Genomic DNA, 23,622 nt, shown 5'->3' with positions numbered 1-23,622 from the left:
CCCTTCTTCGATGGTCAACTCATGGTGTTCGTCGGCCAGCGTGTGTACCGGGACAAGACCGCCACCCGGACTCGCCGTATCACGATGACCCGTCGTTGTTTCTCTTCGTACCCCCTGCTCCCTGGGATCGGCCTATAATTCGGGACGTGTCCCTAACTCAATCGGCCGAACGCAACAAGCAGGTCGTCCGCCGCCACTTCGAGGAAGTGCTCAATGCTGGCCGCCTCGAAGTGGTGGATGAGCTTTACGCACCCACCTACGTTCTCGATGCCCCGGTGCGTACCGACGGCAGCGCAGACGCCACGCTCACTCGAGGCCGTGAGGGGCTCAAGAACCGGGTGGCCATGTTTCGCGCTGGCTTTCCCGACATTCATTTCACGTTGGACGACGTGATGGCCGAGGGCGACTTGGTGGCGGTGCGCTACACCTTCGCCGGGACCCACGACGGATCGTTCGGTGGCCTCGCGGCGACCGGTCGGTCGATACGGGTGCCGGGCATCCTCATGGCACGTCTCAAGGACGGCCTGATCGAGGAGGCCTGGAGCGGCTTTGACGGCGGCGGCATGATGGCCGAACTGCGCGGCTGACGACGAGGTTCTTCTGTAGACCTCGAGGAGCATGGTCACCGAGGGAATCGCCGAGCCTCAGGTGCTTGTGCACAACCGGCTGAACTTCAGAGCGAAGATCAACGTCAACACCGGCCTCACCGCACGGTGAAAAGTGCGTGTACGACTCCGAGCCGTCGACACACGCACTTCGGGTCGTGTTGGCCAAGAGCTGAGGCTACGCCAACGTTCGCTGCATCACCCACAGGCCCGGCCGCGCCTCGAATCCCAAATGGCGGTTCACCGCCAGCATCGGCGCGTTCACGCTGAGGTTGTTCGTGATCATCAGCGAGAAGCCTGCCGCGCGCGCCCGACGAATCACCTCCACCTTCAACGCCCGCGCCAACCCCAAGCCGCGCGCTTCAGGGGCCACGCCGGTGAAGTGGTTGTACGAACCGTGCGGATGTGACGTGAGCACGCTCAAGCCCAACCACTCGTCGCCGCGTGTCGCTAGCACCATCCATTCCGGCCGCACCTCCAAGGACTCGCGCAGCGACTGCCGCGACTCCTCCACGGACATGCGCGGCATGCCCGACAATCTCGCGTCTGGCGTCTCCACATTGCGGTCGGCGTAGAAGTCGTACAACCGCGACCAGTTCGCCTCGTCGTTGCCCAGCGTCCGCATGTCCTCGAAGGTGATTCCAGCGTCGGCGACGCGGCGCTCCACCTCGGCGTGCGCGGCTTCATCGAAGGTGGTGAGGTCGAGGGTGGACTCGAAGCGATGGAAGAGCAGCGAAAAGCCTCGCTGCTCCGCCCACGCGCGCGACGCGGAGTTGATGTCGCGCACGCTTCCCTGCAACGTCCGAGCCCCTCTGGCGAGGGCGACGTCGTGCGCATGGGTCAGCAACGCCGCGCCGTACCCGCGTCCTCGGGCCTCGGGAGTCACGACCAGGGTGAGGTAGAACGCACCCGGTTGCACGGGAAAGTTGAACAGCGAGGCGGTGCCTTGCATGTGTCCTTCGGCGTCTTCGAGCACCCAGCGCTGACGGAAGATCGCTCGCTCCCGTGTGATGCGCTCAAGCTCGGCGAGGTGTTCGGGCGTGAGCGGCTCGGTCTCTTCGGTGTTGACGATCGCGGTGTACACGGCGAGGTCGTTGGGCTGCACGTCACGAATGGTGTACGACGTGGGCGGGGTCGTCATGACTCAGCATGACCCCTTGGAAGCACCTCGTTCAACTCGTGCCCTCCACGGCCCCGACGCGTCATCTTCCCCTTGGGGCACGACCCGGCAAGAAGCACGGCACCTCGACGTGAACAGGTGCGTGCCCTCCTCCGACGAGGCGCCCTCTCGCACGACTTTCTCGGCGCCGCCTGGACGACGCATCGCTTCCACAAGCTCTTGCGCACCCGGACGAGCGCGACGACCAACGATTAAAGGCGGGACGGGTCGTCGCGTGGTACCACGTTCGAGATGTCAACGCGCCTGCCCAACTTAGGCACTCAGCCCGTGCCGTGATCGATAGGGGCGTCTCGGTTCGCGCTCGTGTCGAGGATGGAAGTTTGGGCGCGTGTCGGTGAGTGTGTTCAGGACGCGGCAGCATCTTGCCGAGGTTCTTTCTTGTCCTGCTCGTGCTCGCGCGTCGGTGAACGCCCTTGCTGTCGTCGGCACGCGCCCGCCTCGTGGTGGCGTTCAGCGTTCGAGCACCGTTCCATCCTCGTACTCCACGCGCACGGGTCCGGCGCGCTTCTCGTACTGCAGCACGCCGCCCTTCGAGCTTCGAAACAAGCCCGTGGTGGGCGCGACGTCCGCGTAATCCGCGCCCGTCGCCACGACGACGTAACTGAGGTTCGGCGCACGAGCGTTCGTGGGATCGAGTCCTATCGCTTCGAACAAGCCGTCCTGCCGAGGCAGCAGGACTTCGATCCACGCGTGCGAGCCACCCTCGCCGAGCATGTGACCCGACACGTACCGAGCGCTGATTCCGGCCGCGCGGCACAAGGCGAGTGCGACGTGCGCGTAATCCTGGCACAGGCCCGCGCCAATGTCGAACGCGTCTGAAGCGGGCGTCTTGACCGTCGTGACGCCCGCTTTGTACGTCATGTGCTCGCTGACGAAGTCGGAAATACGGGCCGCGAGATCGTGCGGTGAGGTCGCTCGAACGCGCAAGTTCCGCGCGACTTCCAGCATGGGCGCGCTCGGCGTCGTGAGAAGCGTCGGATGAGCTAGAAGCTCCGCTTGTCGAGCGGAAGCGACGGGACGCGAAGCGCTCGCGAGGCGCTCCACGACGAAACTCACGTCGAATCGAGCTTCGCGCCGCACGTACGAGGCGTCGACGTCCACCACGACGTTTCCATACACGTCTCGGCGCTCGATGCGCGTCGAGCGCCGGGGATGCACGCGCAACTCGAACGACACCACGCGCTGATCGACGCGGTCGTCCGCCGGGCGAATCACGAGGCGTTGCGACAAGTCGTACGCGGGCGCCGAGTACACGTACCGAAAGCGTTGAAACGCCTGCAGCGTCGCGCGTCGCACCCGAGGCCATTCGATCGCGCGGTGATCGAGGACGTCGGGCGAGAACGGCGCGCGAGCAACGACGTCGCTCGGCCACGGCGCGTTCACGTGCTTTGCTCCGAAGCGTCGTGGTACTCGTCGGCCCACACGCGCATGGACTGGAGTCTCGTGGCGCCGTACGAGGTGCTGAACGCGACGTCCGTGGCGTCACGGCCCACGCCGATCTTGACCCGTCCTGCCCTGGGGATGTTGTGACGCGCGTCGAAGGTGCGCCACGCGCCGCCCAGGTACGCTTCGAACCAAGCGTGGAAGTCCATCGGGGCGTCGTTCGGTTCGATGTACAAATCGGGCAGGTAGCCTCCGACGTACCGAGCGGGAATGTTGAGCGCACGGCAAAACGAGATCGCCATGTGCGTGAAGTCACGGCACACGCCGACGCGCGCTTCGTACGTTTGTAGCGCGTCCGAGGACGCCGTGCTACCCACGCCGTAACGCACGCGCAGGTGCAAGTGGTCGCAAATGGCTTGCACTTGCTCCCAGCCGCTGCGAAGATCTCCGAACAAATCCCACGCCATCGTCATGAACAAGTCGGATGGACAGTATCGGCTGGGCAGGGTGTACACGAACGCGTCGTCGGGAATGTGCTCGATGCTCGGCTTGTCGAGGTGCGGCAGCACGGGATCTTTCGCCGTCGGAACGCGCACGACGAGGTCGTGCCCGATTCGAAATGACCCCGTCGGGGCCAAGACGCGCCACACGAGGTTGCCGAACGCATCGCGGTACGTCGAAAAGCGGTCGAGCGGCAAGTCCGGCGGCAAGAGGCGCCGTGATGACATGACGCGCTGCAAAGGGCCGTCGCTGGGCTCCACGAGGAAGAGCAGCGGCGCCACGTACGGCACGTCGTACGTGAGTTCGAAGCCGACGCGCACGAGCAATGCGCCGGAAGGGTCGTCGCGCGAAGTCATGCTCCCTACCCTAGTCATCTTCACAAGCGATGAGCTTGCCGTGGTCTACGCAAGGCAGCATGAAAAACACAGACCGTGTATCTTCATACTCACACGGAGGCGAGCATGTTCGACGGGTACGCGGCGAGCGGTTTTTACGATGAGATGTTCGACGCCCAGGGCGTGCGGGCGCATTACGAACGCATTCACGCGTACCTTCAAGGCCTCGGGCGAGCGGAGTTCGAACGACGACGCGCCCTGTTGGATCTCGCCTTTCGCAATCAAGGCATCACGTTCACGGTGTACGGCGGCCTCGACGTCGACGGCGCCGGAACGGAGCGCACCATTCCCTTCGATCCCGTGCCGCGCGTCATTCCCGCCGACGAGTGGGCGCACATCGAGCGTGGCCTCACGCAACGCGTGAAAGCGCTGAATGCCTTCTTGCGTGACGTGTACGGACGCGGCGAAATCTTGCGGGACGGCGTCATTCCGCGTGAACTCGTGTACAGCTCCACGCACTTTCGACGCGAAGTGCACGGCGTGACCGTCCCGCACGGGTTGTACACGCACGTCGTGGGAACGGACCTCGTGCGCAACGAGACGGGCGAGTACCTCGTGCTCGAAGACAACCTTCGCACGCCGAGCGGCGTTTCGTACCTGCTCGCCAACCGCGTCGCGATGACGCGCGCCTTGCCCGGCTTGTTTTCCGGAGCGCGCGTGCGGCCCGTGCAGCACTACACGACCGCGCTGCTCGAATTGCTGCGTTCGTTGTCGCCGCGTGACGTGAACGACCCGACGATCGTGCTGCTCACGCCGGGCATGTACAACTCCGCGTACTTCGAGCACGCGTTTCTCGCGCAGCAGATGGGCATCGAACTCGTCGAGGGACGCGACTTGTTCGTGGAAGGTGGGCGGGTGTGGATGCGAACGACGGCCGGTCGCGCGCAAGTGGACGTCATCTACCGCCGCCTCGACGACGACTTCCTCGATCCGCTGACGTTTCGTGAGGACTCGTTGCTCGGCGTGCCCGGCCTCGTGGAAGTGTACCGAAAGGGACGCGTGGCGCTCGCGAACGCGATCGGGACGGGCGTCGCCGACGACAAGGCCGTGTACGCGTACGTCCCGGCGATGATTCGCTATTACCTGTCGGAAACGCCGATCCTCAACAACGTCGAGACGCACTTGGGGCTCGACAAGGACGGCCTCGACTTCATGCTTTCGAACGCGTCGAGTCTCGTGATCAAAGCGGTGGGCGAAGCGGGCGGGTACGGCATGCTGATCGGTCCGGCGGCGAGCAAGGACGAGATCGAGCGCTTCTTGAAGAACGTGCGGGCGCATCCGCGCGGTTACATCGCGCAGCCGACGATCGCGTTGTCTCGCCACCCGACGTACTACCCGGACAGCGGGAAGTTCGAGCCCGCGCACGTCGACCTTCGGCCGTACATTCTCGTCGGCGAGAACATCACGATCGTGCCGGGCGGCCTCACACGCGTCGCTTTGACGAGAGGGTCGCTCGTCGTGAACTCGTCGCAAGGCGGCGGAAGCAAGGACACGTGGGTGTTGAGCGAACCGCGTCGTGAACGCGTTCAGCGTCAACACCAAGAGCAAGAAGGAGGGCATTGATGCTCGCGAGGGTCGCGGAGTCGTTGTACTGGATTGGACGGTACGTGGAACGCGCGGAGAACACCGCGCGTCTGCTGGATGTCAATTACTACGCGACGCTCGAAAGCGCGGGCGTCGTCGAGGACTTCTGGGAGCCGCTCATCGCGATCAGCGGTTCGATGGCGAGTTACCAGGAGCGGTACGGCAGCGCGGGCATGGACGGGCAAGGCGTTCCGATTTGGTTGGCGTTCGACCGCGCGAATCCTTCGTCGATCGTTTCGTGCTTGTCGCGCGCGCGAGAGAACGCTCGGTCGTTACGCGACCGCATTCCGAGCGAAATGTGGGAAGCGATCAACCGCGCGTACCTCTCGTTGTGCTTCGACACGGAGCGGGTGTTGCGCACGGACGCGCTACACGATTACTGCGTCGCCGTTCGCGAAGCGTGCCAACTCTTTTTCGGCATGGCCTTCGCGGCGTTGCCGCGCGATCAAGGATGGGCGTTCTTGCGTCTCGGCCAGAAGCTCGAACGGGCCGACAACGTCTTGCGGCTCTTGCAAGTGCGCACCCGCCCGAGCGAGGAGGACGCGCAAGAAGGCGCGCAAGCGCTCGAAAACCACCGGCTCATGGCGGTCCTCAAGACGGCGAGCGCGTACGAAGCGCACCGCAAGCGCTACCGCTCGCGGCTCGAACCGAGGCGGGTCGCGGAGTTCTTGCTGCTCGCCCCGGACTTTCCGCGTTCCGTTCGGTACTCGGCGATGTCCCTGGCAAAGTCGCTGCGAGACATCGCCGCCGTCACAGAAGGACCCGAAGCGATGCGGCCTGCCGTCCGCTCCTTGCTGAGAGACGCCGATTGGCTGGTCGCGCGTTTGGCGCACGTGGACGTCCGGCACGTCATCGACGACGCGTCCCCCGGGCTGGGCGACCTTCTCGCCGACGTCACGGCGATCGGGACGGCCATTCACCGAGCGTACTTCACCGCCTGAACGCATGCGCGCCTTCATTCGGCACGTCACCGAGTACCGTTACCCGGCGCCCGCGTGGGATTCGTTCAACGAATTGCGCTTGCAGCCCACGCAGGACGAACGGCAGTCCGTCTCGAACTTCTCGCTCGTCGTTACCCCCGAAGCGCACGTCGAGGTGCGCACCGACTACTTCGGCACCATCGTTCATCACGTCGAGGTGCCCGAACGTCACACGACCTTGCGCTTGGAAGCGACGTCGCTCGTCTTCACCTCGCCCGACTCACCGCCGCCGCGTGTCACGCGCGCGACGTTGACCTCGTTCCTTCGGCATCCTTCGCACGAGCATCTCGTCGAGTTCGTGTCGCCCTCGCCGCGCACGACGTTGAGCGCGGATCCCGGCGAGGCGTTCGGCTGGCGTCCCACTTCCCAAGATGCCGAGCTCGCAGGGGAGTTGAGCGAGCTCACGACGCATTTGCATCGCCGCTTTTCGTACACGCCGGGCGCGACGCGGGTCGATACGCCGCTGGAGGCGTTCGCACGAACAGGCGCCGGTGTCTGCCAGGATTACGCGCACGCGATGATCGCCGTGTGCCGCTCGCGAGGGATCCCCGCTCGGTACGTGTCGGGGTACGTGCACGCCGGTGAGGACTTCGTCGGCGCGGCGGCGACGCACGCTTGGGTGGAGTGCTTCTTGCCGCCGCGCTGGGTGGGGTTCGATCCCACGAACGACGTCCTCGTCGGCGAGGCGCACATCAAGATCGGCCACGGACGTGACTACGGTGACGTGCCGCCCGTGCGCGGCGTGCTTCGAGGAGGCGGTCAAGCGGCGTTGGAAGTGGACGTTCGCGTGCGCCGGGAAGGCGCGGAGCAGTAACTTCGCCCCTTCCCGACTGCTCCCTCTCTCGTTCTTCCCGCCTCTCGCCGACCACCTCGGGCGCCGTCCGTGCTGGCATGCCGCCGCGTCACCGCGCGGCGCGTTTCAGGCGGAACGTTCGCCTGTGCGTCCGCGGGGAGACAGCGGAGCGAGGCCCACTCGCTCCCGGTACGCCGCGACGGGCCAAGCTCGCCCGCCGCCTTGACGCACCCACTCGATGTCGCCGGTCGCCGTGCGCTGAAACCGGAACGGCTCACCGACCGCGCCGAAGCCAGCTTGCGGTTCGGGCATCAGCGTGTCGGCGTCGACCACGGTCAATTCAGTGGCGCTGAACGCAGGATCGCCTTGTGGCATCAGCGACACCAGTCGGCCTGCCAGATCGACCACGTCGAACGCTCCCCAGTCGGTGGCGAAGCGACCCGTGTAGGTTTTCAGGTCGAAGCCGGGAACGTCGGCGGTCTTCTTCTCCGGTGCGTGCACGGCAAGATCGATCAGCTTGATGAGGTTCGTCGCCCATTCGGTCGCGGGGCCGCCCAAGCAGTTCGTGAGGACGGACACCGCCAAGCCCGATTCCGGGTCGAGCCAAGACTGCGTGATGTGCCCGGGAAAGCCGCCCGAGTGGCCCACGACCGTGCGCCCCCCGATTTCATCGATGATGAAGCCCAGGCCGTACCAGCGCTTCACGGGTCGGCTGATCTCGGATTCCTTGCGTTGCATGAGGCGCTTGGACGCGTCCGTGAGCAACTCGGCGCGGCCCGGTGCGTGCGCGGCCAGGTAGGCCGTGACATCTTCCGCCGTTCCGTAAAATCCCGTGGCGGCCGCCATCGCCCGGGTATCCGACGAGGGCAGCACCCGCCGGGCATCGTTGCCCGCCAAGCGCCCGCTGTGCCCGGCCGCCAGTTCGGGCTCGCGCTCTGGCGGCAGTTCCGGTCCCAGGTCGGTCAGCGTGAGCGGCCCTGTGATGTGCGCCGCCACGTAATCCTCGTACGTCTGGCCGCTGGCCGCCTCGATGATCAGGCCCAGCAGCGAGTAGCCCATGTTCGAGTACTTGAAGAACTGATTCTGTGGGAACACGGCGTCGGCTCGGCACAGTGCGATCAGAGCGTCGCGGTCGGGGAAGTCGTGGAGTTGCTGCCAGTAGTCGCTGTCGGCTCCGTCGCGGTTGATGCCCGACTGGTGCCCCAGCAGTGCCCGCACGGTCAAGTCCGCCGCGGGCGATTCCTCCAGTTCCGGCAGCCAGCGGCCCGCGGAGTCGTCCAAGCGCAGCGCCCCGGCCTCGACCAGTTCTCGACCAGTTGGAAGATCGCGGTCGCGGTGAAGGTCTTGGAGTGTGAGGCGATCCGGAAGAGGTGCCGTGGCGTGAGGGGCTGCCCGGTGGCTTCGTTCGCCACGCCCAGCGCGAACGAGGCCGCCAATTCACCGTTCACCCGCACGGCCACCTGGACGCCCGGCACTCGCGCCAGATCCCGCTGGTACTCCAACCACGACTGGAGGTAGGGGGCCAGGGCGCGTACGGTGTCGAAAAGCAGGATAGCGTCCGAGAGCGTGCCGGCGTCCGACGTTGAGTTCTGATTGGAGCGCGTGCTACCGGCGGCGCTCGCGAGGACGACCTGGAAGCTCGGGACGAAGGAGGATCGAGTCGATGTGCGGCGACAGGCAAAAGTACGCCTTGAGGCTTCTCACGCGACCTTTCCTGCAAAGGTTAACAACACAAGAAGCCCGAGAATCAAGAAGCCATGAAGTAGCGTTCATTAAATACCCAAACGCGGCGTCCCGTCTTCATGTTTCGATAAGTCATCGGGAGCTGAGAAGGTACTTCTAAGCACGGTCACCAGCAGAAGTACCGGAGCGAATGGTGAGACCGGCCCGAAGCTTCTTGTTGCTCGTGGAGGAACACCACATGAGATCGATGAAGCTTTCTCCGTCTGCCGCTGCCGCCATCGCGCTGACCTTGTCGCTCACGGCCTGCGGTCACACGCCGTCCTCCCTGAGAGTGGCCTCGGCGGCTGCCCTCTCGTCCCAGGCGACGCGAACCTACCTGGTGGTGTACCGCGGAAACGAAGTCGCCCTCGACGCCATCACCCGTGCGGGCGGCACGCTGGTCGCTCGGTACGACGCCATCGGGGTGGCGGTGGCGCGCGCCGCGGACCCCGCCTTCGCCTCCGCCGTTCGCCGTGACGCCCGCGTGCAGGGCGCGTCCGGCACCGCCGACTTCGCCGTGCAGCTTCAAAAGCCCGAGGTCGAAGCGGCGCCGACGACCCCGGTCGCCTCCGGAGACCCGCTCAGCGTGCTGCAGGGAGACATGCGGCAAATCCGCGTGCCGGAAGCGCAAGCCGTCAATTCCGGCTCGCGCGCCGTCCTCGTCGGCGACCTCGATACCGGCTTGGACTACACCCACCCGGATCTCGCGGCAAACGTCGACTTTTCCAGCAGCGCCTCGTGCGTGGGCGGCTCTCCGGACCAGACACCCGCCGCGTGGATGGACGACGACGGACACGGCACGCACACGGCGGGTACGATCGCCGCCGCGAAGAACGGCATCGGCATCACCGGCGTGGCTCCCAACGTCCGAATCGCCGGCATCAAGGTCGGCGACGCGAACGGCTTCTTCTACCCCGAGGCCGTAGTGTGCGGATTCATGTGGGCCGCCGAAAAGGGCATGGCCGTCACGAACAACAGCTACTTCGCCGATCCCTGGTTGTTCAATTGCCGAAACGATGCCGAGCAGCGCGCGATCTGGGAAGCGGAGCGGCGCGCCATCCGCTACGCGATCGGCAAGGGTGTGACCGTGGTGGCCTCGGCAGGCAACGAGAACATGGACCTCTCGAGGCAGAACGTGGACACCATCAGCCCCGACAACACCACGGCGATGACACGGGAAGTCACGAACGCCTGCGCGCAAGTGCCCGCCGAAGTGCCGGGCGTGATCAGCGTCTCCGCCGACAACCGACAGCAGCGCAAAGCCTACTACTCGAATTACGGCGCGGGCGTCATCGACGTGGCGGCGCCAGGAGGCGATCGGTTCGTTCCCGGGCCAGAGGGAACCATCGTGTCCGGGCTGATTCTTTCGACATGGCCCGCGTCACACCGGAACAACCTTCTCCCCAGCAGGATCGTGCAGGACTGCCAGACAGCACCTTGTGCGACGTACGGCTACCTGCAGGGCACCTCCATGGCCGGGCCGCACGTCACGGGAGTCGTCGCGCTGATGATCAGCCAGTTCGGTCCTATGTCGCCGGGCGCGGTGAAGGCTCGGCTGATGCAGACGGCCAAACCGCTGGACTGCCCGGCACGCTCGTACAATCCGTTGCCGCAGTTTCTCCCCGGCGTCGACTTCACGGCGACCTGCCTGGGCGGCATGGGCCACAACGGCTTCTACGGCGCGGGTGAAGTCGACGCCCTGGCGGCCATCACGAAGTGACATCCCAGAGGTGCGGGCGCCGGGAAGGCGCCCGCACCCCGCGTTGCTGCCACGTCCCGGGAGGGCGTCCAGCCGCCGAGTGAAGTTCGCGCATCGCCTTTGTCCTGGCAAGACTCCTTGCTCGACCGCTGTTGCCTGAACGCGAAAAGGAAACAGTCGGGGCCGACCCTTCGCGTCGGTACGTCCGGTCGCGTTCCACCGCGAGGTTTCGTGACAAGGGAACGAAGCGCCCCCCGGTGGAGGTTTCAAACCTGAGTCGACGAGGCGCGAAGCGACCGCCTCTCACGAACGCCGACGGGCGGACGGTCGGCACCTCGACCTCGTCTGAAGCCGCCGAGAATGTGCCAGAAGCGAAAGCGACCGCCCAAATGTGCGCCCAGCGACCCGACATGGTCCGCGACACGTCACTGTCCGAGGCGTAGGCGTACCCCACGCGTTCGCCGGACGCCTCGGCCACGAGCCTTCACGCTGACCGACGTGCGGCAGGAACGCGCGGTCTCGCTTTGCCCCTGACGCCCTGTCGAGCCCGTGCATCGCCGGATCGTGGAAGAAGTCGCGGTGGATGCGCACGGTCTCACCGACGATCCGCGCCCACTCTGCGCGGGGCTCGAGGGCATTTCGGCGTGGCCGAGGCGATCATCCTCGGGCTTCGGTGGCTCGGTCGCCTCGACGACGGCGTACGTGGCGGGCGCGTCGCCCGTGTAGATCGACCGCCGACGCGGCCATCGAGGATCTTGGGAAATAGACGGCCGCGCAACAAGACGTCAGGACGACGACCTTCACGACGGAGGCTCGAAGGGGCGTGCTCACGCGAAGCTCTCGACGCGAGGATGCGAACGACCTGCTCGACGTGCGCGCTACGGATGTTTCCCGGCTTGTTACCCTCGAAGCTCGCGCGCCGCCCGTGCTTCTCGCCAAGAACGAAGCCCGCCGTGAAGCGACACGCTCCACGCCCCAAGGGCAACGACGGCGATCGGGATGACCCCGGCGAGGGGCCAGTCGCTGCCAAGACCGTACAGGGCGACCAAGACGCACGTCGCCCCCAAACCGAAGAAGTTGCCTAGCAGCTTCCACAAGCCGTACAGTAGCCATCCGAGCACGTACAACGTCAAAGTGATCAAGGCGTCCATGCGGCCAAGGTAAACCGTGGTGCGTGATGGCCGAATGACGCCGTCCTATACCCTCGACTGCCACGCCCGCGCCGATCGTTCCGCTGCCTATCACGCGAAAATCACGCGGGGCGTTCCACACTGACGGCGCGTGAAGGCATCATCGACGAGATCGAGTGCGCACGCGTGAAAGAAGAATCCTCATGCTCGAACATCCTCGACGATCCCTGCTCTTCCTCGGCGTTCTCGCCGCCACCACCATCCTCGCGCAAAGCGCCGTCACGCCCGCCACCACGGCGCCCGGCGGGGAAGTCGGGGACGCGACGACGCGCATCATCGGCCCGGCGGGCGGAACGGTCTCGTCCGACGACGGCCTCATCGAGCTCGTCATTCCCAGCGGTGCGTTGAGTCAACCCACGGAAGTCGGCATTCAAGCCATCACGAACGAAGCGCCGAGCGCGGTCGGCAATGCTTACCGTTTCACGCCGAAGGGTCAGAAGCTCGCGAAGCCCGCCACCGTCAAGATCGAGTACGATTCGAACGTCGTGACGGGAACGACGGAAGGGCTGCGCCTCGCTTACCAAGACGCGAGCGGCGCGTGGAAGGGCATCAATCGCGTGCCGGGCGTGAACGCCGAGAAGCAAGAGGTGAGCGCGGAGCTCGATTTCTTCGCGGACTGGGGGTTGTACAAGCAGTGGAAGCTCGTTCCCGAGCGGGCCGCCGTGCAACTCGGCGATCCTCTCGACTTGGAGGTCGTGACGATGAGCGCGCCCTGTCCGGCCTCGGCGAAAGAGTGCTCGTTGACGTTCGACGAGCGGCACTTCGACGTCGGCGTGCTCGGTTGGACGGTGAACGGCGTTCGTGGCGGCAACACCCTCGTGGGCCGCGTCATGTCCGGTCAAAGTTCGATGGGCGTGACGTACGTCGCGCCGGACGCCATGCCGCCCGGCAATCCCGTGAGCGTCGCGGTGCAACTCGATCTCGCGTCGGCGGGCGGATACGGTACGCTGACCCTCGCTTCTCGCGTGCAGATTCTTCGTAACGTGTGCCAACCGCCGGGCGACGGCTATCAAGGATGCGATTACAAGGGCTTGCGCGTCGACGGATCGCCGTTCGCGTACGCCTTGCCTCGCTTGCCCGGTGAGGAGAGCGACACGTACTACTTGGACGTGCACGCATACGTGTCTCAGCGCGACGCCTGGGGAGAGCCGCCCGTGTTGTACCTCAAGCACTGGCTGTACGACGCCTCGACCGGCTTCCACCCCGATCGACGAGACGGCTTGGTGCCGCTCACGACGGATCTGGCCTCCCTCACGGCGACAACGCAGTTCTCGGCCGATGGAGAGGATTCGGACTGGAGCGACGAATACATCTCCGGATCTCAAGGGACCATCGAGTTCACGGGACGCGGCGACGACGTGCTGTTCCACTTCGGTGACCGCACCTACCGGGGGACGGCCACACCGTGGGAAATTCGAATTCACGACTTCATCCTCATCGAGGATCGCCCGCCTGTCACGGTGACGTTGACGAGAGACAAGCGCAACATCATTTCGGGCGGTGGCCGCTGACGTGGTGGCGCGTGTACTTCCGTACACGGGCCACCACGAGGGGAGCAGGCTGCTCCCCTCGTGGTGACGTTTGACATGAGGCGGGGTCGAAGCCGCCTTCTTTTCTTGCGAGCGTGAAATGGTGGGTTTTATGCTCGCTTTGCTGCAGCCGTAAGTATTTTAGCCGGGTGATATTGACACATCTTTTTACCCGTACAATAATTCGGTCATGGATGCAACGACCTACACGGCCTTTCAAGGCGATCGGCGCCTCGTCACCGCCCCCCTCGCCGAACTCCTACACATCCTCAAGCATCACCACGACCAACAGCACGACCGCCACCTCGACGTCGTCATCTTCGACGACCGCACCGGACGACACGTCGACTTCGACCTCACCGGCACGCTCGACGACGTCCTCGCCCGCTACGTCAGCCCAGCACCCGCCGGACCCGACCGACCGAAGCTCGGCGTCACGGCCCGCGACGTCACCCTTCTCCCCCGCCACTGGGCTTGGCTCGACGAACAACAAGGCGGCGCGTCGGCCGCCCTGCGCCGCCTCGTCGACGAGGCACGCAAGCACGACCCCCGAGGCCAGGAAGCAAGGCGCGCCATCGAAACAACTCGCCTGTTCATCACGGCCATGGCGGGCGACCACCCCTACTACGAGGAAGCGCTCCGCGCCCTCTACGCCCGCCAAAGCGACCTGTTCGCCCACCACACCGCCTCCTGGGCTTCGGACGTTCGAACTCATGCCGCGCGCCTCGCCGAACCCGCCTTCACCTCCTGACAACGAGCAGATTCTCCGCGCTCTACGTCACGTCACGCCCTCCGCACACGCTTGAAGGACGTCCTGCCATGAAAACGACGGATCCCGTCCTGTTCGCTCCCACCCGCCCGTACAAGAACTTCGAGCCCGTCATGGGCGTCTGGTCCCTGCGCAACACCGTCAACGGCAAGCGGCTCATCGGCGCGAGCCTTCACACGGCCGCCGCGATCAACAAGTTGGTGTTCACGCTGCGCCTCGGAAACCATCGCGACCGCATCCTTCAGCAAGAGTGGCGCGAGCACGGCGAGGCTGCCTTCGTCACCGAAGTGCTGCACGTCCTCGATCGGCACGAAGGCCGCAGTGAAGACGATGACGCACGCGAGCTCAAAGATCTCGAACGCCTCTGGCTCGACGAACTTCAACCGTACGGCGACGCGGGCTATCACCCGTCCACCTCTCGGGCGTGAAGGCGCGGAAGGGCGTGCGGTCGCCGCGTTCCACAAGCGGCTCGACCATCACGCGCCGCCCGAGGAAGCCTTCCCGAGCCTGCCGCCGCAATCGACATCGGAGCCTTCGAGGTCCAGTCATGGGCCGTTCGAATGAGAAGCGTACCGCCGATCGGCGGACACGTTCTTCTCTAGGAAGTCTTTGCGCTCGCGTCCGCTGACAGGCGAGGTCTTGGGGGAGACCTCGCCTGTCAGCGCGTGAACAGCTTCCAGCGTCCCTCCGACACCACTTCGACGGCGCCATCCGTGACCTTGAGGGCGGTCTGGTCGTCGATTCCGTACGTCGGGACGGGAACCTCGGCGGCCATTTTCTGCACGCGCGCCGACGAGCTTTCCGGGTGACGCTCGTGATCCAGGTGAGGAAGCAACGCGAAGTCGACCAGCCCCATCCCCTGATCGATGACGAAGGGCGCGGCGGGATCATCGTACGTCTCGCCGAAGATGGGGGCCGTCACCATGCTGCCCGCACTGATTCCCACGTAGACGGTGTCGCGCAAGGACGGCAGCAAGGCCGCCAATCCGGACTCCCGCATCCACCGTTGCAGGTACCAGACGTCTCCGCCGTACACCAGCAGGGCGTCCGCCTCTCGAACAGCGGCCGTCCAATACTCTTCTTTGATGCTGGGAAGCGCCGTGAGCTCCAACACGCCCAACGACTTCCACCCCAATTCGCACATGGGGTTGGGGGTTGCTCCGCTGATGAACCGGTATGCCATCGCGGGCCCTCCGGGAAAGGGATAGATCGCCGTGGGGATGCACAAGGCGTTGGACTCGGCGATCGGCTTGCCCAGCAGCCCGACCAGGGCGTCGTGGATGCTCGCGTTGGTGATCCCGGCGGACGTCAGCAACAATTTCATAAGGCCTCTCCTGGATGGACTCGGTGCGGCAAGGTGTCTTTCCGTCATTGTGTCAGACCGAGAGCCTCGCGCCGAGCGCGACATGAAGGCCGCCGTGCGTTTTCTACGTGCGTGACCGATGCCTTCGGTGCCGATCCGAACCGTATCGGCGTGTGCGCCACAGTATAGGCGAGCACGAGAACAGCCGGGGTCGAGGGGCCTCACGAGCACTTTCGGGTTCGCCGCCGCACGAGGTCCGCACGCCGAGTTGCAACGCGTACAAGCAACTCGGCGTCGCGAAGCCTTCGTCCGCGCGACTCCCAGGAAAGGTGAGCGGGTGCCGACCGTCAAGGTTCAGCGCGTGACCGAATCACCGCCGGATCACATCGCAATACGCATGCTGACTTCGACCGGGACGGTCGGCGTTCCACAAGAACCGAACGCCGAGGTGAGCGAACCGTCACCCTGGCTGCCGGATTCGTACCCGCCCGTCGAGGGACGGTTCACGTGAGGTAGCACGACGAAAGGCAGGAAACAGTGCCGCGCACATGAAACCAAATGCTCGAAATCGATCGCGTTCCCCGGCACCGTCATTCCGCGGCCTCGCACTCGCCTCCGCGACGCCGCCAACCACCCTGGAGATTTCGATGAAACCTCAACGGATTTCAACACCGCCGCTTGTCGCCGTCTGCTTTCTGATCACGTCGATCGCTTGCGTGATGCTCGCCGCGCTCGCGTGGCCTGCCGTGCACACCGCGCCAAGACGCGTTCCCGTCGCGGTCGTGGCTTCCGCACCCATCTACAGGCTCTTGCAAGCCAGGCTGGAGCGAGCGAAGCCGGGCGCTTTCGAACTGCACGCCACGAAGAGCGTCGAGTCCGCACGTGCCGCGATCATGAACCGTGACGTCTACGGAGCGCTTCTCGTGACGCCCCAGGAAGTGAGCGTGCTGACCGCGTCGGCGGCGAGCCCCGCAGTCGCCCAACTGCTGAGCCAACTCCCCTCGGCGATGCGTGCCGAGCGCGGCAGTACGGTCGAGGACGTCGCTCCTGCCACGACGGGCGATCCTCGGCAAGCAGGGCTGGGAGCGGCGGCGCTTCCCTTGATCTTCTGCGGCTCGCTGTGCACGATGATGCTCGGTCGCTTTTACCGAAGCGCGAGAACACGCTTGGTCGGCGTCCTGCTCGTCGCCCTGCTCGGCGGCTTGGCCCTCACGGCCATGCTTCAATTCTGGTTCGGGACTCTCTCGGGAAGCTACTTCTTGAACAGCGCGGTTCTGGGAGGCAGCATCACGGCTCTCGCGGTCTTCGTCATGGGTCTCGAACGTCTCCTCGGCGCGGGCGGACTGAGCTTGGGCCTGACGATCATGATGCTGCTCGGCAATCCGTTGAGCGCCCTGACCAGCGCTCCGCAACTGCTGCCTGACGGCTGGGGCGCCTTGGGTCAACTTCTGCCGCCCGGCGCGTTCGGATCGCTTCTCCGCTCCGTGGCGTTCTTCGGCGGGGCGGGGGCGCTCCAACCGGCCGTCACGCTCGCGGCGTGGACGGCCGTGGGCCTCGGCCTCATGCTGCTGGCACACGTCCACCCGAAGGTCACACGAGCCCAAGGCCGCGAGGCGTGGAGCGTAGCTCGGTAACGCCGCGCTTCGTGGATCATCGGCGAAGGGAATCGGCGCCAGGCCGGTTCCTTTGCTTGACGCTCGGCCGAGGGCTGGTACTCCTCGGCCCGCGTCGAAACCCGGCTGGGCTCGCTGCCCGCCGAAAGGCGTGGGAAGGGCGCTGGTCACTCGGCGGTCACACCGCCACGACTCCCTTGTCCCGCGAAGCTCCTTCGGCCCGCCGTCAAGGCGCGGTTCGTCGGTGACGCCATAGGAGGTCGAATGTGATGAACGAAAAGGCCGGACTGCATCTACGACCATCGATGTGGAAGCGGCTGGTCGAGTTCGGCGTGAGTGCTGCCGCGCTCATCTGCGTCCTCGCGGTCTTCGAAGCCGTCGCCGTGATCGCCCTGCGGTTCGTCCCGGCGAACAGTGTTCACGAAGGCGTGATGGTGTGGGTCTTGTCTCCCCTGCAAGGCGCCGTCGGCGCCTACCTCGCGTGTCGCCTTGGAAGTGCGCGGATGAAGGTGCCTGCACGCCGCTTCGCCTTGAACATGCTGTTCTCCGCTGCCGTCCTGGTCGGTGTCGTGACGACCGTCGTGCTGACGAGTTCCTCCCCCTTGAGGCCCGACCTTGGCGCGCTGGCCGCCAAAGTCGTCGGGGTGGCGCTTGGCTTGCAGTTCGCGGCGCGCGAATCGTTGCGGTGGTCTCATCGGCGTTCGACTTCCCGTCGATCTTCGCCGTGACAACGAAAGGACCCCAGCCGCGCCGATTGACGATCACCAGGCAATCACCTCGCACCTCCTACGGTCAAAGCGAAGGAGGTGCATTCGATTTTCAATACCAGGTGGCCGAGTTCCAGGGCATGACACCCCACCCTCTCGCCATCACCCGCATTGCATTCCCAGGGGTATCGGTCATGCCTGAAAACGGTGGGACCTTCGCGCCTCACTCTCGGGAAGCGCGAAGGTCGATGAAGGCGGCTCGTCCTTGCTCCTCGCACTGAACGACGTTCGCTGCTCGACCACGAGGACAACGTGCACGGCCGCAGACGCCGCCACGTCACGCCGGGAGAGCCCTCTTGCGATCGAGCGGTCCCCGTCTTGCCGGGCGACTCAAGCAAGCCGTGGCTGCTCGAGGAACCCTCCCACGCCAATCGGCGAAGAAAGGATTTGCATCATGACCATTTACGTCCAGCCCGACTACGCACGCGACGTTCCTGCAGACGACTTCAGAGCGAACGTACTGACACGTCGAATCGAGGAAGCGCTTGCTCGGCAACACCTTCCGGGGCTCACGGTGGCCGTCGTCGGGCCGGAAGGACCCGTGTACGCCCACGCGTTCGGGCGAGCCAGTGTCCGCACCGGTCGGTTGATGACGACGCGCACCGTCATCCCCTGGTTTTCTCTGACCAAGCTCGTCACCGCCACGGCGACCGTCCGCCTTGCCGAGCGCGGCCGACTCGACCTCGACGCCCCCGTGACGGATCTCCTACCGGAACTCGGTCGCATCACGACCGCACCGATGACCGCGCGGCACTTGCTCAGCCACACGTCCGGCCTGCCCAATCCCCTTCCACTGCGTTGGGTGCACGTCGAAGGCGATTCCACGTTCGACGAGGACGCGTTCGTTCAGGCGGTCTTCAAGCGCGTGCGCCGTGTCGTTCGACAACCCGGGACGTTCGTTCGTTACTCGAACATCGGCTACTTGGCGCTCGGCTGCCTGATCGCTCGCGCGTCCGGGCAGCCTTTCGAAACGTACGTCCAGCAGGAAATCCTTTCTCCGCTGAACATGCACGACACGGCCTTTCACGCTTCACGGCACGCTCCGCGCGCCACGGGGCATCACCGCTTGCCGCGCGCGCTCACTCCGATCATGCGCGCCATCTTCCCGCCCGGCGTCATCGCGGGCCACGTCGGCGGGTACCTCGACTTCGCGCCCTTTCAAGTCAACGGCGCGGCGTACGGCGGCTTGAGCGGCAGCGTCACGGACGCGTCGCGGTTCGCGCGAATGCACTTGGCCGGAGGCGTCCTCGACGGGGCGCGTATCCTTTCGCGCGAGGCGACGCTGGAGATGCGGCATCTGCGCGCGAAGGGAGCGAAATTGAACGTCGGCCTCGGCTGGTTCCACGCTTCCGATTCATCGAGTGGCGATTCGTCGTTCGTGGAGCACCTCGGCGGTGGCGCGGGCTTCTGGACGCTGATGCGCTTGTACCGGGACGTGGAAATCGCCGTGGTCTTGATGGGAAACGCGACGCGTTTCGATCACGACCGGATCGCGCGACTGGCCCACGATGTCTTTGGCCGTTGAAGCGCCGCGGCGCTTCGACACCTGACAAAACGCAAAGGATCGGGTCCGTGACGAAACGTCACGGACCCGATCCTTTGCCGCGCTTCAAACGTTCACGCGTGGCGAGGCTTCGAGGTGTCGAAACGCAAGGAGAGGATGAAGGCGGCGAAGGCGGACAGCAAGCCGAGGATCGGGACGCTGTACCACTCGGGGAAGCCCAGGACGTACCGCGTGTCGCCACGAATGAGGGTTTGCAGGTGCACGGGGATGCTGATCGTGAAGTACACCAGCAACAGCACGTGAAGCGCCTTTCCCCACAGGTGAGGGTGGAGAGCCGAGCGAAGCATGCGCCACCCCGTGAAGGTCGCGACGACCATGGGAACCGCCAAGAGGAGATCGACCTTCGGCGTGAAGATCGTCGCGATGAACGCTTCTCGTCCGAGCGCCAAGCTCGATCCGTGCAGCAGCAACCCGGCGGCGAGCGTGATCAGCGCGGCCCAGCGGAACGTCGCGCCCTGACCGACGACGAGTTGGGGGCGCAAGGAGAGCGCGGCCACCGTCATCGCCAAGAAGAGCGCGCCGTGCACGACGGTCACGACCGTGCCGACGCGTTGAAAGTCGAAGGCGACGAAAGCGTCCCAGTAGAGAAGGTTGGCGCTCGCGAGAACCAAGTGGCAAACGGCGGCGGCGGCATACCAGCGAAGGGGCTTCGCGTCGTGGCGTCCCAGGAGGATGACGACGCCCAAGATCAAGGCGAGAATATGCGCTTCAAAAAAGCCGAGAGACGCTGGGTTGTCGTGCAGACGGCCGCCGAGCGGCCCGAGGCCGAAGAAGTAGCTCGCGACGTCGCTCAGCGCTTGAACGAGTCCGGTGATCGTGAGCAACAGCCCGTCGAGGAGGAGGAGGTACCGGCGTTTCTGACCTGAGGCGTTCATGTGTTCTCCTGCGCGTGAAGCGAAGGTTCGGCGTCGTGCCTGAACCACTTGAAGTCGGGGGGCCTGGATTCGGGTCGGGTGATGTGCACAGCGGTGGGTGTTGCCGTCACAGGCAAGCTTGGCGCCGCTTGCAGCGAGGTTGGATGCCTTCTGCGTTCACGTCATGGCGTCGCCCATCTCCTTTCCGTTCGATTGCCGTCCTGAGTCATGTCACGACCTTGCGCGGCGGGTGGTGATTTGCAGGTGATCGAAAGGCCCGGGCACTTCGGGCGCGCCTCCTCGCATTGACGGGCCGCCGTCGAGGTTTGACCCAGGTCAATGCCGAAGGCGAAGGCGACGTCGACAATGCCGTCGTCGTTCCTGCCGCGAAGCGGGGCGCGACAACTTCCAATACGCCACGCCGGACTTCCGGTCGTCTTGACACGCCGCGACGCGCTCCTTTCGACGCGTCAACCGTGCCGAAGACCGGACCGGCCAGGAGAAACCATGAAGCACGTCGTACGGATGTCCACGCTGTCCTTGCTCGCCCTCTCCACGGTTCTCGCCGTGGACACGCCCACGCCCGCCGTCGTCACGCGCGGCGTCGCCACGCCCGCCACACCCATGTCCGTCACGCCCTTCGATCCGCTCGCGCCCGCGCAGCCTCAAAAAGGCAAGATCGTCGAGTTCAAGCTCGAAGCCAAACTCGCCAAGCTGACGTTGCCGAGCGGCGAAACCAAGGAGGTGTGGACGTTCAACAACAGCGTGCCCGGCCCGGTCTTGCGCGTTCATCAAGGGGACACCGTGCGCTTCACGTTGACCAACCGCGATCCCAACATGGACCACGGCTTGGACTTTCACGCCGGGCAGATGGACATGGGGCAGTACCACAAGGCCATCAAGCCGGGCGAAAGCATCACGTTCGATTGGGTCGCCCACTACCCCGGCGTGTTCTTGTACCACTGCAGCGCCGGACCGGTGATCATGCACGTCGCCAACGGCATGTTCGGCGCCGTCATCGTCGATCCACCCGGTTACACGCCCAAAGGCAAAGAGTACGTGCTGGTGCAACACGAGTGGTACAAGAACGGCACGGACCTCGGCGCGTTGATTCACGAGGAGCCCGAAGCGCTGGCATTCAACGGCATTCCCGCGCAGTACACCACCGCTCCGTTGACGGCCAAGCCCAACGAGACCGTGCGGTTGTACTTCGTCAACGCGGGCATCAACAACACCTCGGCGTTCCACGTGATCGGAACGATCTTCGACAAGGTGCTGCTCGACGGCAACCCGAAGAACACGTTGTACGGCGTGCAAACGGTGAGCGTCGCGCCCGGCGGGGCCTTGGTGGCCGAATTATCGGCGGCGGCCGGATCGTACGCGATCTTGTCTCACTCGCTGCGCGACGCGATGAAAGGCGCGCTGGGCATCTTGAAGGTCGGTGAGGCGAGCTCCACCGTCGAAGAGTCGCACGGTCACATGACGGGCCTTCCCGAGCAACCGTCCGGGGCCGGCTTGGAGCTCAACATCGAGAACTTCGCGTTCTCCAACAAGAAGATCGTCGTGAAGGCGGGAACGAGCGTCACGTGGGTCAACCACGAGAACACCTTGCACACCATCGTCGGCGCGAACTTCGATTCGCGCGGTGAACTCAAGGACGGCCTTGGCAAGGGCGACAAGTTCACGGTGACCTTCAGCAAGGCCGGGTTGTACGAGTATCTGTGCTCGCTTCATCCTTTCATGAAAGGCGTGGTGGAAGTCCAATGAGCCGGTCCTCGTCGCGCCGCATCCTCGTCGTGACGTCCCTCGTCGGCATGACGTCAGCCGCCACGGCCGCGCAGCTTTTGAGTCCGAACTGGTCGGTCGGCGACCTCGTCAAAGAACTTCGAACCACCTGGATGGGCGGCACGGTCAGCAGCGATCAAACGACCGGACGCGTTCGGCGATTCGACCTTCACATCGAGGAAGTGCAGCACACGCTCGCGGACGGCGTTTCCGTCAAGGCGTGGGCGTTCGGGCTCGAAGGTCAGCCCGCCACGGTTCCCGGCCCTTCGCTTCGCGTCCGTGAAGGCGACACGGTCGTCATCAACGTCAAGAACAACACGAGCCAACCGCACTCGGTCCACTCGCACGGCATCACCGGCCTCGACGAACTGAACGACGGCGTGCCGCACATCTCCGGCGCGTACATCCTGCCGGGAAAGACGATGACGTACCAGTTCGTCGCGAAGGAAGCGGGCACGCATTGGTACCACTGCCACGTGCAAACGTCTCTTCACCAAAGCATGGGCATGTACGGTTCGTTGATCGTCGAGGACAAGGACGCGCCGACGTGGGATCGTGAATTCGTCGCGATCCTCGGCGAGTGGGACACCAAGCGTGACCTCGCGAAGCCCACGGAGAAGCCGAACTTCAACTACTACCTCGTGAACGGCAAGGTGGGCAACGAAGCGCCCGACATGAAAATCGAGAAGGGCCAAGTCGCGCGCATCCGGTTGATCAACGCCGGCTTTCAAAGCCACGCCTTGCACTTGCACGGCACTCACTTCGTCGTGACCCACAAGGACGGCTACCAGTTGCTCGCGCCGTACGGCGCCGACACGCTCGACATCGCTCCGGGCGAGACGTACGACGTGTTCGTCAAGGGCCGCGACGGAACGTGGCCTTGGCACGACCACAATTCACTCGCGGCGACGAACGACGGCGTCTATCCTGGCGGCATGCTGATGCACGTTCGGGGCTCGAAGGACGAGCCGTTCGATGCGCAGCAGGCACAAGCGGTGACTCGCCTTCCCCTGGAAGGCGCCGTGCACGGCCAAGACGGACATGCGGCCGTCAGCGAAGGCGACCCGGACTTTATCAAGGAGCTGATCTCGAGGAACGCGGAAGCCGCTCGCACCGCGCCGCCCCTCGAGCAAGCGCGACTGCAAGCCGAGAACCTCAAGCTGGCCAGCTTCGTCAACGGCACGTTCGACGCCAAGACGGGCGCTTGGACGTTCTCGCCCACGGAACCCGGCAAGCATTGAAGCGCGCCGACGAACAGGGCACGAACATGATCCGTGCCCTGTCGTCCTGCTCGCCCACGCTGGACGGCCTCCGATCACCTGTCAGTCACCTCGACGTCACTAGCGTGAAGTCGCATCCAACCCGGACGCTCAGCAAGAGCGCGTCGGATGCCAGGGAGGAGACTT

Annotated in this window: 21 protein-coding genes and 1 pseudogene; 13 read left to right on the top strand and 9 right to left on the bottom strand. The window is 65.0% G+C overall.

The window, feature by feature from the left end; translation table 11 throughout:
• Positions 1–146: 146 nt before the first annotated feature.
• On the top strand, positions 147–587 hold the full coding sequence (locus tag DES52_RS10655; protein WP_170131005.1) for an ester cyclase: 441 nt from the start codon (positions 147–149) through the stop codon (positions 585–587).
• 196 nt (positions 588–783) lie between these two features.
• Here DES52_RS10655 and DES52_RS10650 read toward each other — a convergent pair whose 3' ends face one another.
• The 3 genes from DES52_RS10650 to DES52_RS10640 form a co-directional block, all read right to left on the bottom strand.
• Positions 784–1,746 carry a GNAT family N-acetyltransferase gene (locus DES52_RS10650; RefSeq protein WP_110886797.1) on the bottom strand — a complete coding sequence of 321 codons (963 nt, stop codon included), beginning with the start codon at positions 1,744–1,746 and terminating at the stop codon, positions 784–786.
• Between the two features lie 489 nt (positions 1,747–2,235).
• On the bottom strand, positions 2,236–3,168 hold the full coding sequence (locus DES52_RS10645; RefSeq protein ID WP_170131004.1) for a transglutaminase family protein: 933 nt from the start codon (positions 3,166–3,168) through the stop codon (positions 2,236–2,238).
• On the bottom strand, positions 3,165–4,025 hold the full coding sequence (locus tag DES52_RS10640) for a transglutaminase-like domain-containing protein (protein WP_110886795.1): 861 nt from the start codon (positions 4,023–4,025) through the stop codon (positions 3,165–3,167). The genes DES52_RS10645 and DES52_RS10640 overlap by 4 nt, the downstream gene beginning before the upstream one ends.
• A 105-nt stretch (positions 4,026–4,130) precedes the next feature.
• On the opposite strand from DES52_RS10640, the gene DES52_RS10635 reads away from it, so the two are divergent.
• From DES52_RS10635 to DES52_RS10625, 3 genes are read left to right on the top strand one after another with little or no spacing between them, the layout of a single operon-like run.
• The gene (locus DES52_RS10635; RefSeq protein ID WP_110886794.1) at positions 4,131–5,627 is read left to right on the top strand and encodes a circularly permuted type 2 ATP-grasp protein; all 1,497 of its coding nucleotides are present in this window, start codon (positions 4,131–4,133) and stop codon (positions 5,625–5,627) included.
• A complete protein-coding gene (locus DES52_RS10630) occupies positions 5,627–6,589 on the top strand; it encodes an alpha-E domain-containing protein (RefSeq protein WP_110886793.1) in 963 nt (320 codons plus the stop codon). Before DES52_RS10635 ends, DES52_RS10630 begins: the two co-directional genes overlap by 1 nt.
• A gap of 4 nt (positions 6,590–6,593) precedes the next feature.
• Positions 6,594–7,442, top strand: coding sequence for a transglutaminase family protein (locus DES52_RS10625; RefSeq protein ID WP_110886792.1), 849 nt, complete (start codon positions 6,594–6,596; stop codon positions 7,440–7,442).
• Positions 7,443–7,547: 105 nt separating this feature from the next.
• Here the strand turns inward: DES52_RS10625 and DES52_RS10620 are convergent, their stop codons facing one another.
• Both DES52_RS10620 and DES52_RS23580 read right to left on the bottom strand, forming a co-directional pair.
• Complete coding sequence (locus DES52_RS10620) at positions 7,548–8,702, bottom strand: serine hydrolase domain-containing protein (protein WP_281268567.1); 1,155 nt, start codon at positions 8,700–8,702, stop codon at positions 7,548–7,550.
• On the bottom strand, positions 8,642–8,869 hold the full coding sequence (locus tag DES52_RS23580; protein ID WP_281268566.1) for a serine hydrolase: 228 nt from the start codon (positions 8,867–8,869) through the stop codon (positions 8,642–8,644). The genes DES52_RS10620 and DES52_RS23580 overlap by 61 nt, the downstream gene beginning before the upstream one ends.
• A gap of 482 nt (positions 8,870–9,351) precedes the next feature.
• On the opposite strand from DES52_RS23580, the gene DES52_RS10615 reads away from it, so the two are divergent.
• Entirely contained in the window at positions 9,352–10,863 is a 1,512-nt protein-coding gene (locus DES52_RS10615; RefSeq protein ID WP_110886844.1) for a S8 family peptidase, read from the top strand.
• A gap of 282 nt (positions 10,864–11,145) precedes the next feature.
• On the opposite strand, the pseudogene DES52_RS23815 reads toward DES52_RS10615, so the two are convergent.
• Positions 11,146–11,457: pseudogene (locus tag DES52_RS23815) on the bottom strand (hypothetical protein); the annotation flags it as partial.
• A 284-nt stretch (positions 11,458–11,741) separates the two neighbouring features.
• Entirely contained in the window at positions 11,742–11,993 is a 252-nt protein-coding gene (locus DES52_RS10605; protein ID WP_110886790.1) for a hypothetical protein, read from the bottom strand.
• A gap of 182 nt (positions 11,994–12,175) precedes the next feature.
• Between DES52_RS10605 and DES52_RS10600 the strand changes: the two genes are divergently transcribed.
• The 3 genes from DES52_RS10600 to DES52_RS10590 all read left to right on the top strand — a co-directional run bounded on the left by DES52_RS10600 (position 12,176) and on the right by DES52_RS10590 (position 14,758).
• A complete protein-coding gene (locus DES52_RS10600) occupies positions 12,176–13,543 on the top strand; it encodes a hypothetical protein (protein ID WP_110886789.1) in 1,368 nt (455 codons plus the stop codon).
• Between the two features lie 208 nt (positions 13,544–13,751).
• Positions 13,752–14,312: a DUF2239 family protein gene (locus DES52_RS10595; RefSeq protein WP_110886788.1), complete on the top strand. Its 561-nt coding sequence runs from the start codon at positions 13,752–13,754 to the stop codon at positions 14,310–14,312.
• 68 nt (positions 14,313–14,380) lie between these two features.
• The gene (locus tag DES52_RS10590; protein WP_211317903.1) at positions 14,381–14,758 is read left to right on the top strand and encodes a GIY-YIG nuclease family protein; all 378 of its coding nucleotides are present in this window, start codon (positions 14,381–14,383) and stop codon (positions 14,756–14,758) included.
• A 230-nt stretch (positions 14,759–14,988) separates the two neighbouring features.
• On the opposite strand, the gene DES52_RS10585 is transcribed toward DES52_RS10590, so the two are convergent.
• Positions 14,989–15,654 (bottom strand): Type 1 glutamine amidotransferase-like domain-containing protein, encoded by a 666-nt coding sequence (locus DES52_RS10585; protein ID WP_110886787.1) that lies wholly within the window; start codon positions 15,652–15,654, stop codon positions 14,989–14,991.
• A gap of 626 nt (positions 15,655–16,280) precedes the next feature.
• Here DES52_RS10585 and DES52_RS10580 point away from each other — a divergent pair.
• The 3 genes from DES52_RS10580 (at position 16,281) to DES52_RS10570 (ending at position 19,538) form a co-directional block, all read left to right on the top strand.
• Positions 16,281–17,267, top strand: coding sequence for a hypothetical protein (locus tag DES52_RS10580; RefSeq protein WP_110886786.1), 987 nt, complete (start codon positions 16,281–16,283; stop codon positions 17,265–17,267).
• Positions 17,268–17,512: 245 nt separating this feature from the next.
• The gene (locus DES52_RS10575; protein WP_146237256.1) at positions 17,513–17,974 is read left to right on the top strand and encodes a hypothetical protein; all 462 of its coding nucleotides are present in this window, start codon (positions 17,513–17,515) and stop codon (positions 17,972–17,974) included.
• 433 nt (positions 17,975–18,407) lie between these two features.
• Positions 18,408–19,538, top strand: a complete 1,131-nt coding sequence (locus DES52_RS10570; RefSeq protein WP_110886784.1) for a serine hydrolase domain-containing protein — start codon at positions 18,408–18,410, stop codon at positions 19,536–19,538.
• Positions 19,539–19,630: 92 nt separating this feature from the next.
• Here DES52_RS10570 and DES52_RS10565 read toward each other — a convergent pair whose 3' ends face one another.
• Entirely contained in the window at positions 19,631–20,452 is an 822-nt protein-coding gene (locus DES52_RS10565; RefSeq protein WP_110886783.1) for a hypothetical protein, read from the bottom strand.
• Between the two features lie 486 nt (positions 20,453–20,938).
• Here DES52_RS10565 and DES52_RS10560 point away from each other — a divergent pair, with 486 nt between their 5' ends.
• Positions 20,939–22,198, top strand: a complete 1,260-nt coding sequence (locus tag DES52_RS10560) for a multicopper oxidase domain-containing protein (RefSeq protein ID WP_170131002.1) — start codon at positions 20,939–20,941, stop codon at positions 22,196–22,198.
• Positions 22,195–23,457, top strand: a complete 1,263-nt coding sequence (locus DES52_RS10555; RefSeq protein ID WP_110886781.1) for a multicopper oxidase family protein — start codon at positions 22,195–22,197, stop codon at positions 23,455–23,457. The genes DES52_RS10560 and DES52_RS10555 overlap by 4 nt, the downstream gene beginning before the upstream one ends.
• The last annotated feature ends 165 nt before the right edge of the window (positions 23,458–23,622 follow it).

The sequence above is a fragment of the Deinococcus yavapaiensis KR-236 genome (assembly GCF_003217515.1).
Taxonomy (GTDB): domain Bacteria; phylum Deinococcota; class Deinococci; order Deinococcales; family Deinococcaceae; genus Deinococcus_A; species Deinococcus_A yavapaiensis.
This window is presented reverse-complemented; position numbering and strand designations above follow the sequence as displayed.

What these genes read in the sequence shown, in the direction of transcription:
- DES52_RS10640 (WP_110886795.1), bottom strand. Translation starts at nt 4,025, where the DNA reads ATGACTTCGCGCGACGACCCTTCCGGCGCATTGCTCGTGCGCGTCGGC.
- DES52_RS10570 (WP_110886784.1), top strand. Translation starts at nt 18,408, where the DNA reads ATGACCATTTACGTCCAGCCCGACTACGCACGCGACGTTCCTGCAGAC.
- DES52_RS10650 (WP_110886797.1), bottom strand. Translation starts at nt 1,746, where the DNA reads ATGACGACCCCGCCCACGTCGTACACCATTCGTGACGTGCAGCCCAAC.
- DES52_RS10560 (WP_170131002.1), top strand. Translation starts at nt 20,939, where the DNA reads ATGAAGCACGTCGTACGGATGTCCACGCTGTCCTTGCTCGCCCTCTCC.
- DES52_RS10605 (WP_110886790.1), bottom strand. Translation starts at nt 11,993, where the DNA reads ATGGACGCCTTGATCACTTTGACGTTGTACGTGCTCGGATGGCTACTG.
- DES52_RS10600 (WP_110886789.1), top strand. Translation starts at nt 12,176, where the DNA reads ATGCTCGAACATCCTCGACGATCCCTGCTCTTCCTCGGCGTTCTCGCC.
- DES52_RS10635 (WP_110886794.1), top strand. Translation starts at nt 4,131, where the DNA reads ATGTTCGACGGGTACGCGGCGAGCGGTTTTTACGATGAGATGTTCGAC.
- DES52_RS10625 (WP_110886792.1), top strand. Translation starts at nt 6,594, where the DNA reads ATGCGCGCCTTCATTCGGCACGTCACCGAGTACCGTTACCCGGCGCCC.
- DES52_RS10615 (WP_110886844.1), top strand. Translation starts at nt 9,352, where the DNA reads ATGAAGCTTTCTCCGTCTGCCGCTGCCGCCATCGCGCTGACCTTGTCG.
- DES52_RS10590 (WP_211317903.1), top strand. Translation starts at nt 14,381, where the DNA reads ATGAAAACGACGGATCCCGTCCTGTTCGCTCCCACCCGCCCGTACAAG.
- DES52_RS10580 (WP_110886786.1), top strand. Translation starts at nt 16,281, where the DNA reads ATGAAACCTCAACGGATTTCAACACCGCCGCTTGTCGCCGTCTGCTTT.
- DES52_RS10585 (WP_110886787.1), bottom strand. Translation starts at nt 15,654, where the DNA reads ATGAAATTGTTGCTGACGTCCGCCGGGATCACCAACGCGAGCATCCAC.
- DES52_RS10595 (WP_110886788.1), top strand. Translation starts at nt 13,752, where the DNA reads ATGGATGCAACGACCTACACGGCCTTTCAAGGCGATCGGCGCCTCGTC.
- DES52_RS10565 (WP_110886783.1), bottom strand. Translation starts at nt 20,452, where the DNA reads ATGAACGCCTCAGGTCAGAAACGCCGGTACCTCCTCCTCCTCGACGGG.
- DES52_RS10630 (WP_110886793.1), top strand. Translation starts at nt 5,627, where the DNA reads ATGCTCGCGAGGGTCGCGGAGTCGTTGTACTGGATTGGACGGTACGTG.
- DES52_RS10555 (WP_110886781.1), top strand. Translation starts at nt 22,195, where the DNA reads ATGAGCCGGTCCTCGTCGCGCCGCATCCTCGTCGTGACGTCCCTCGTC.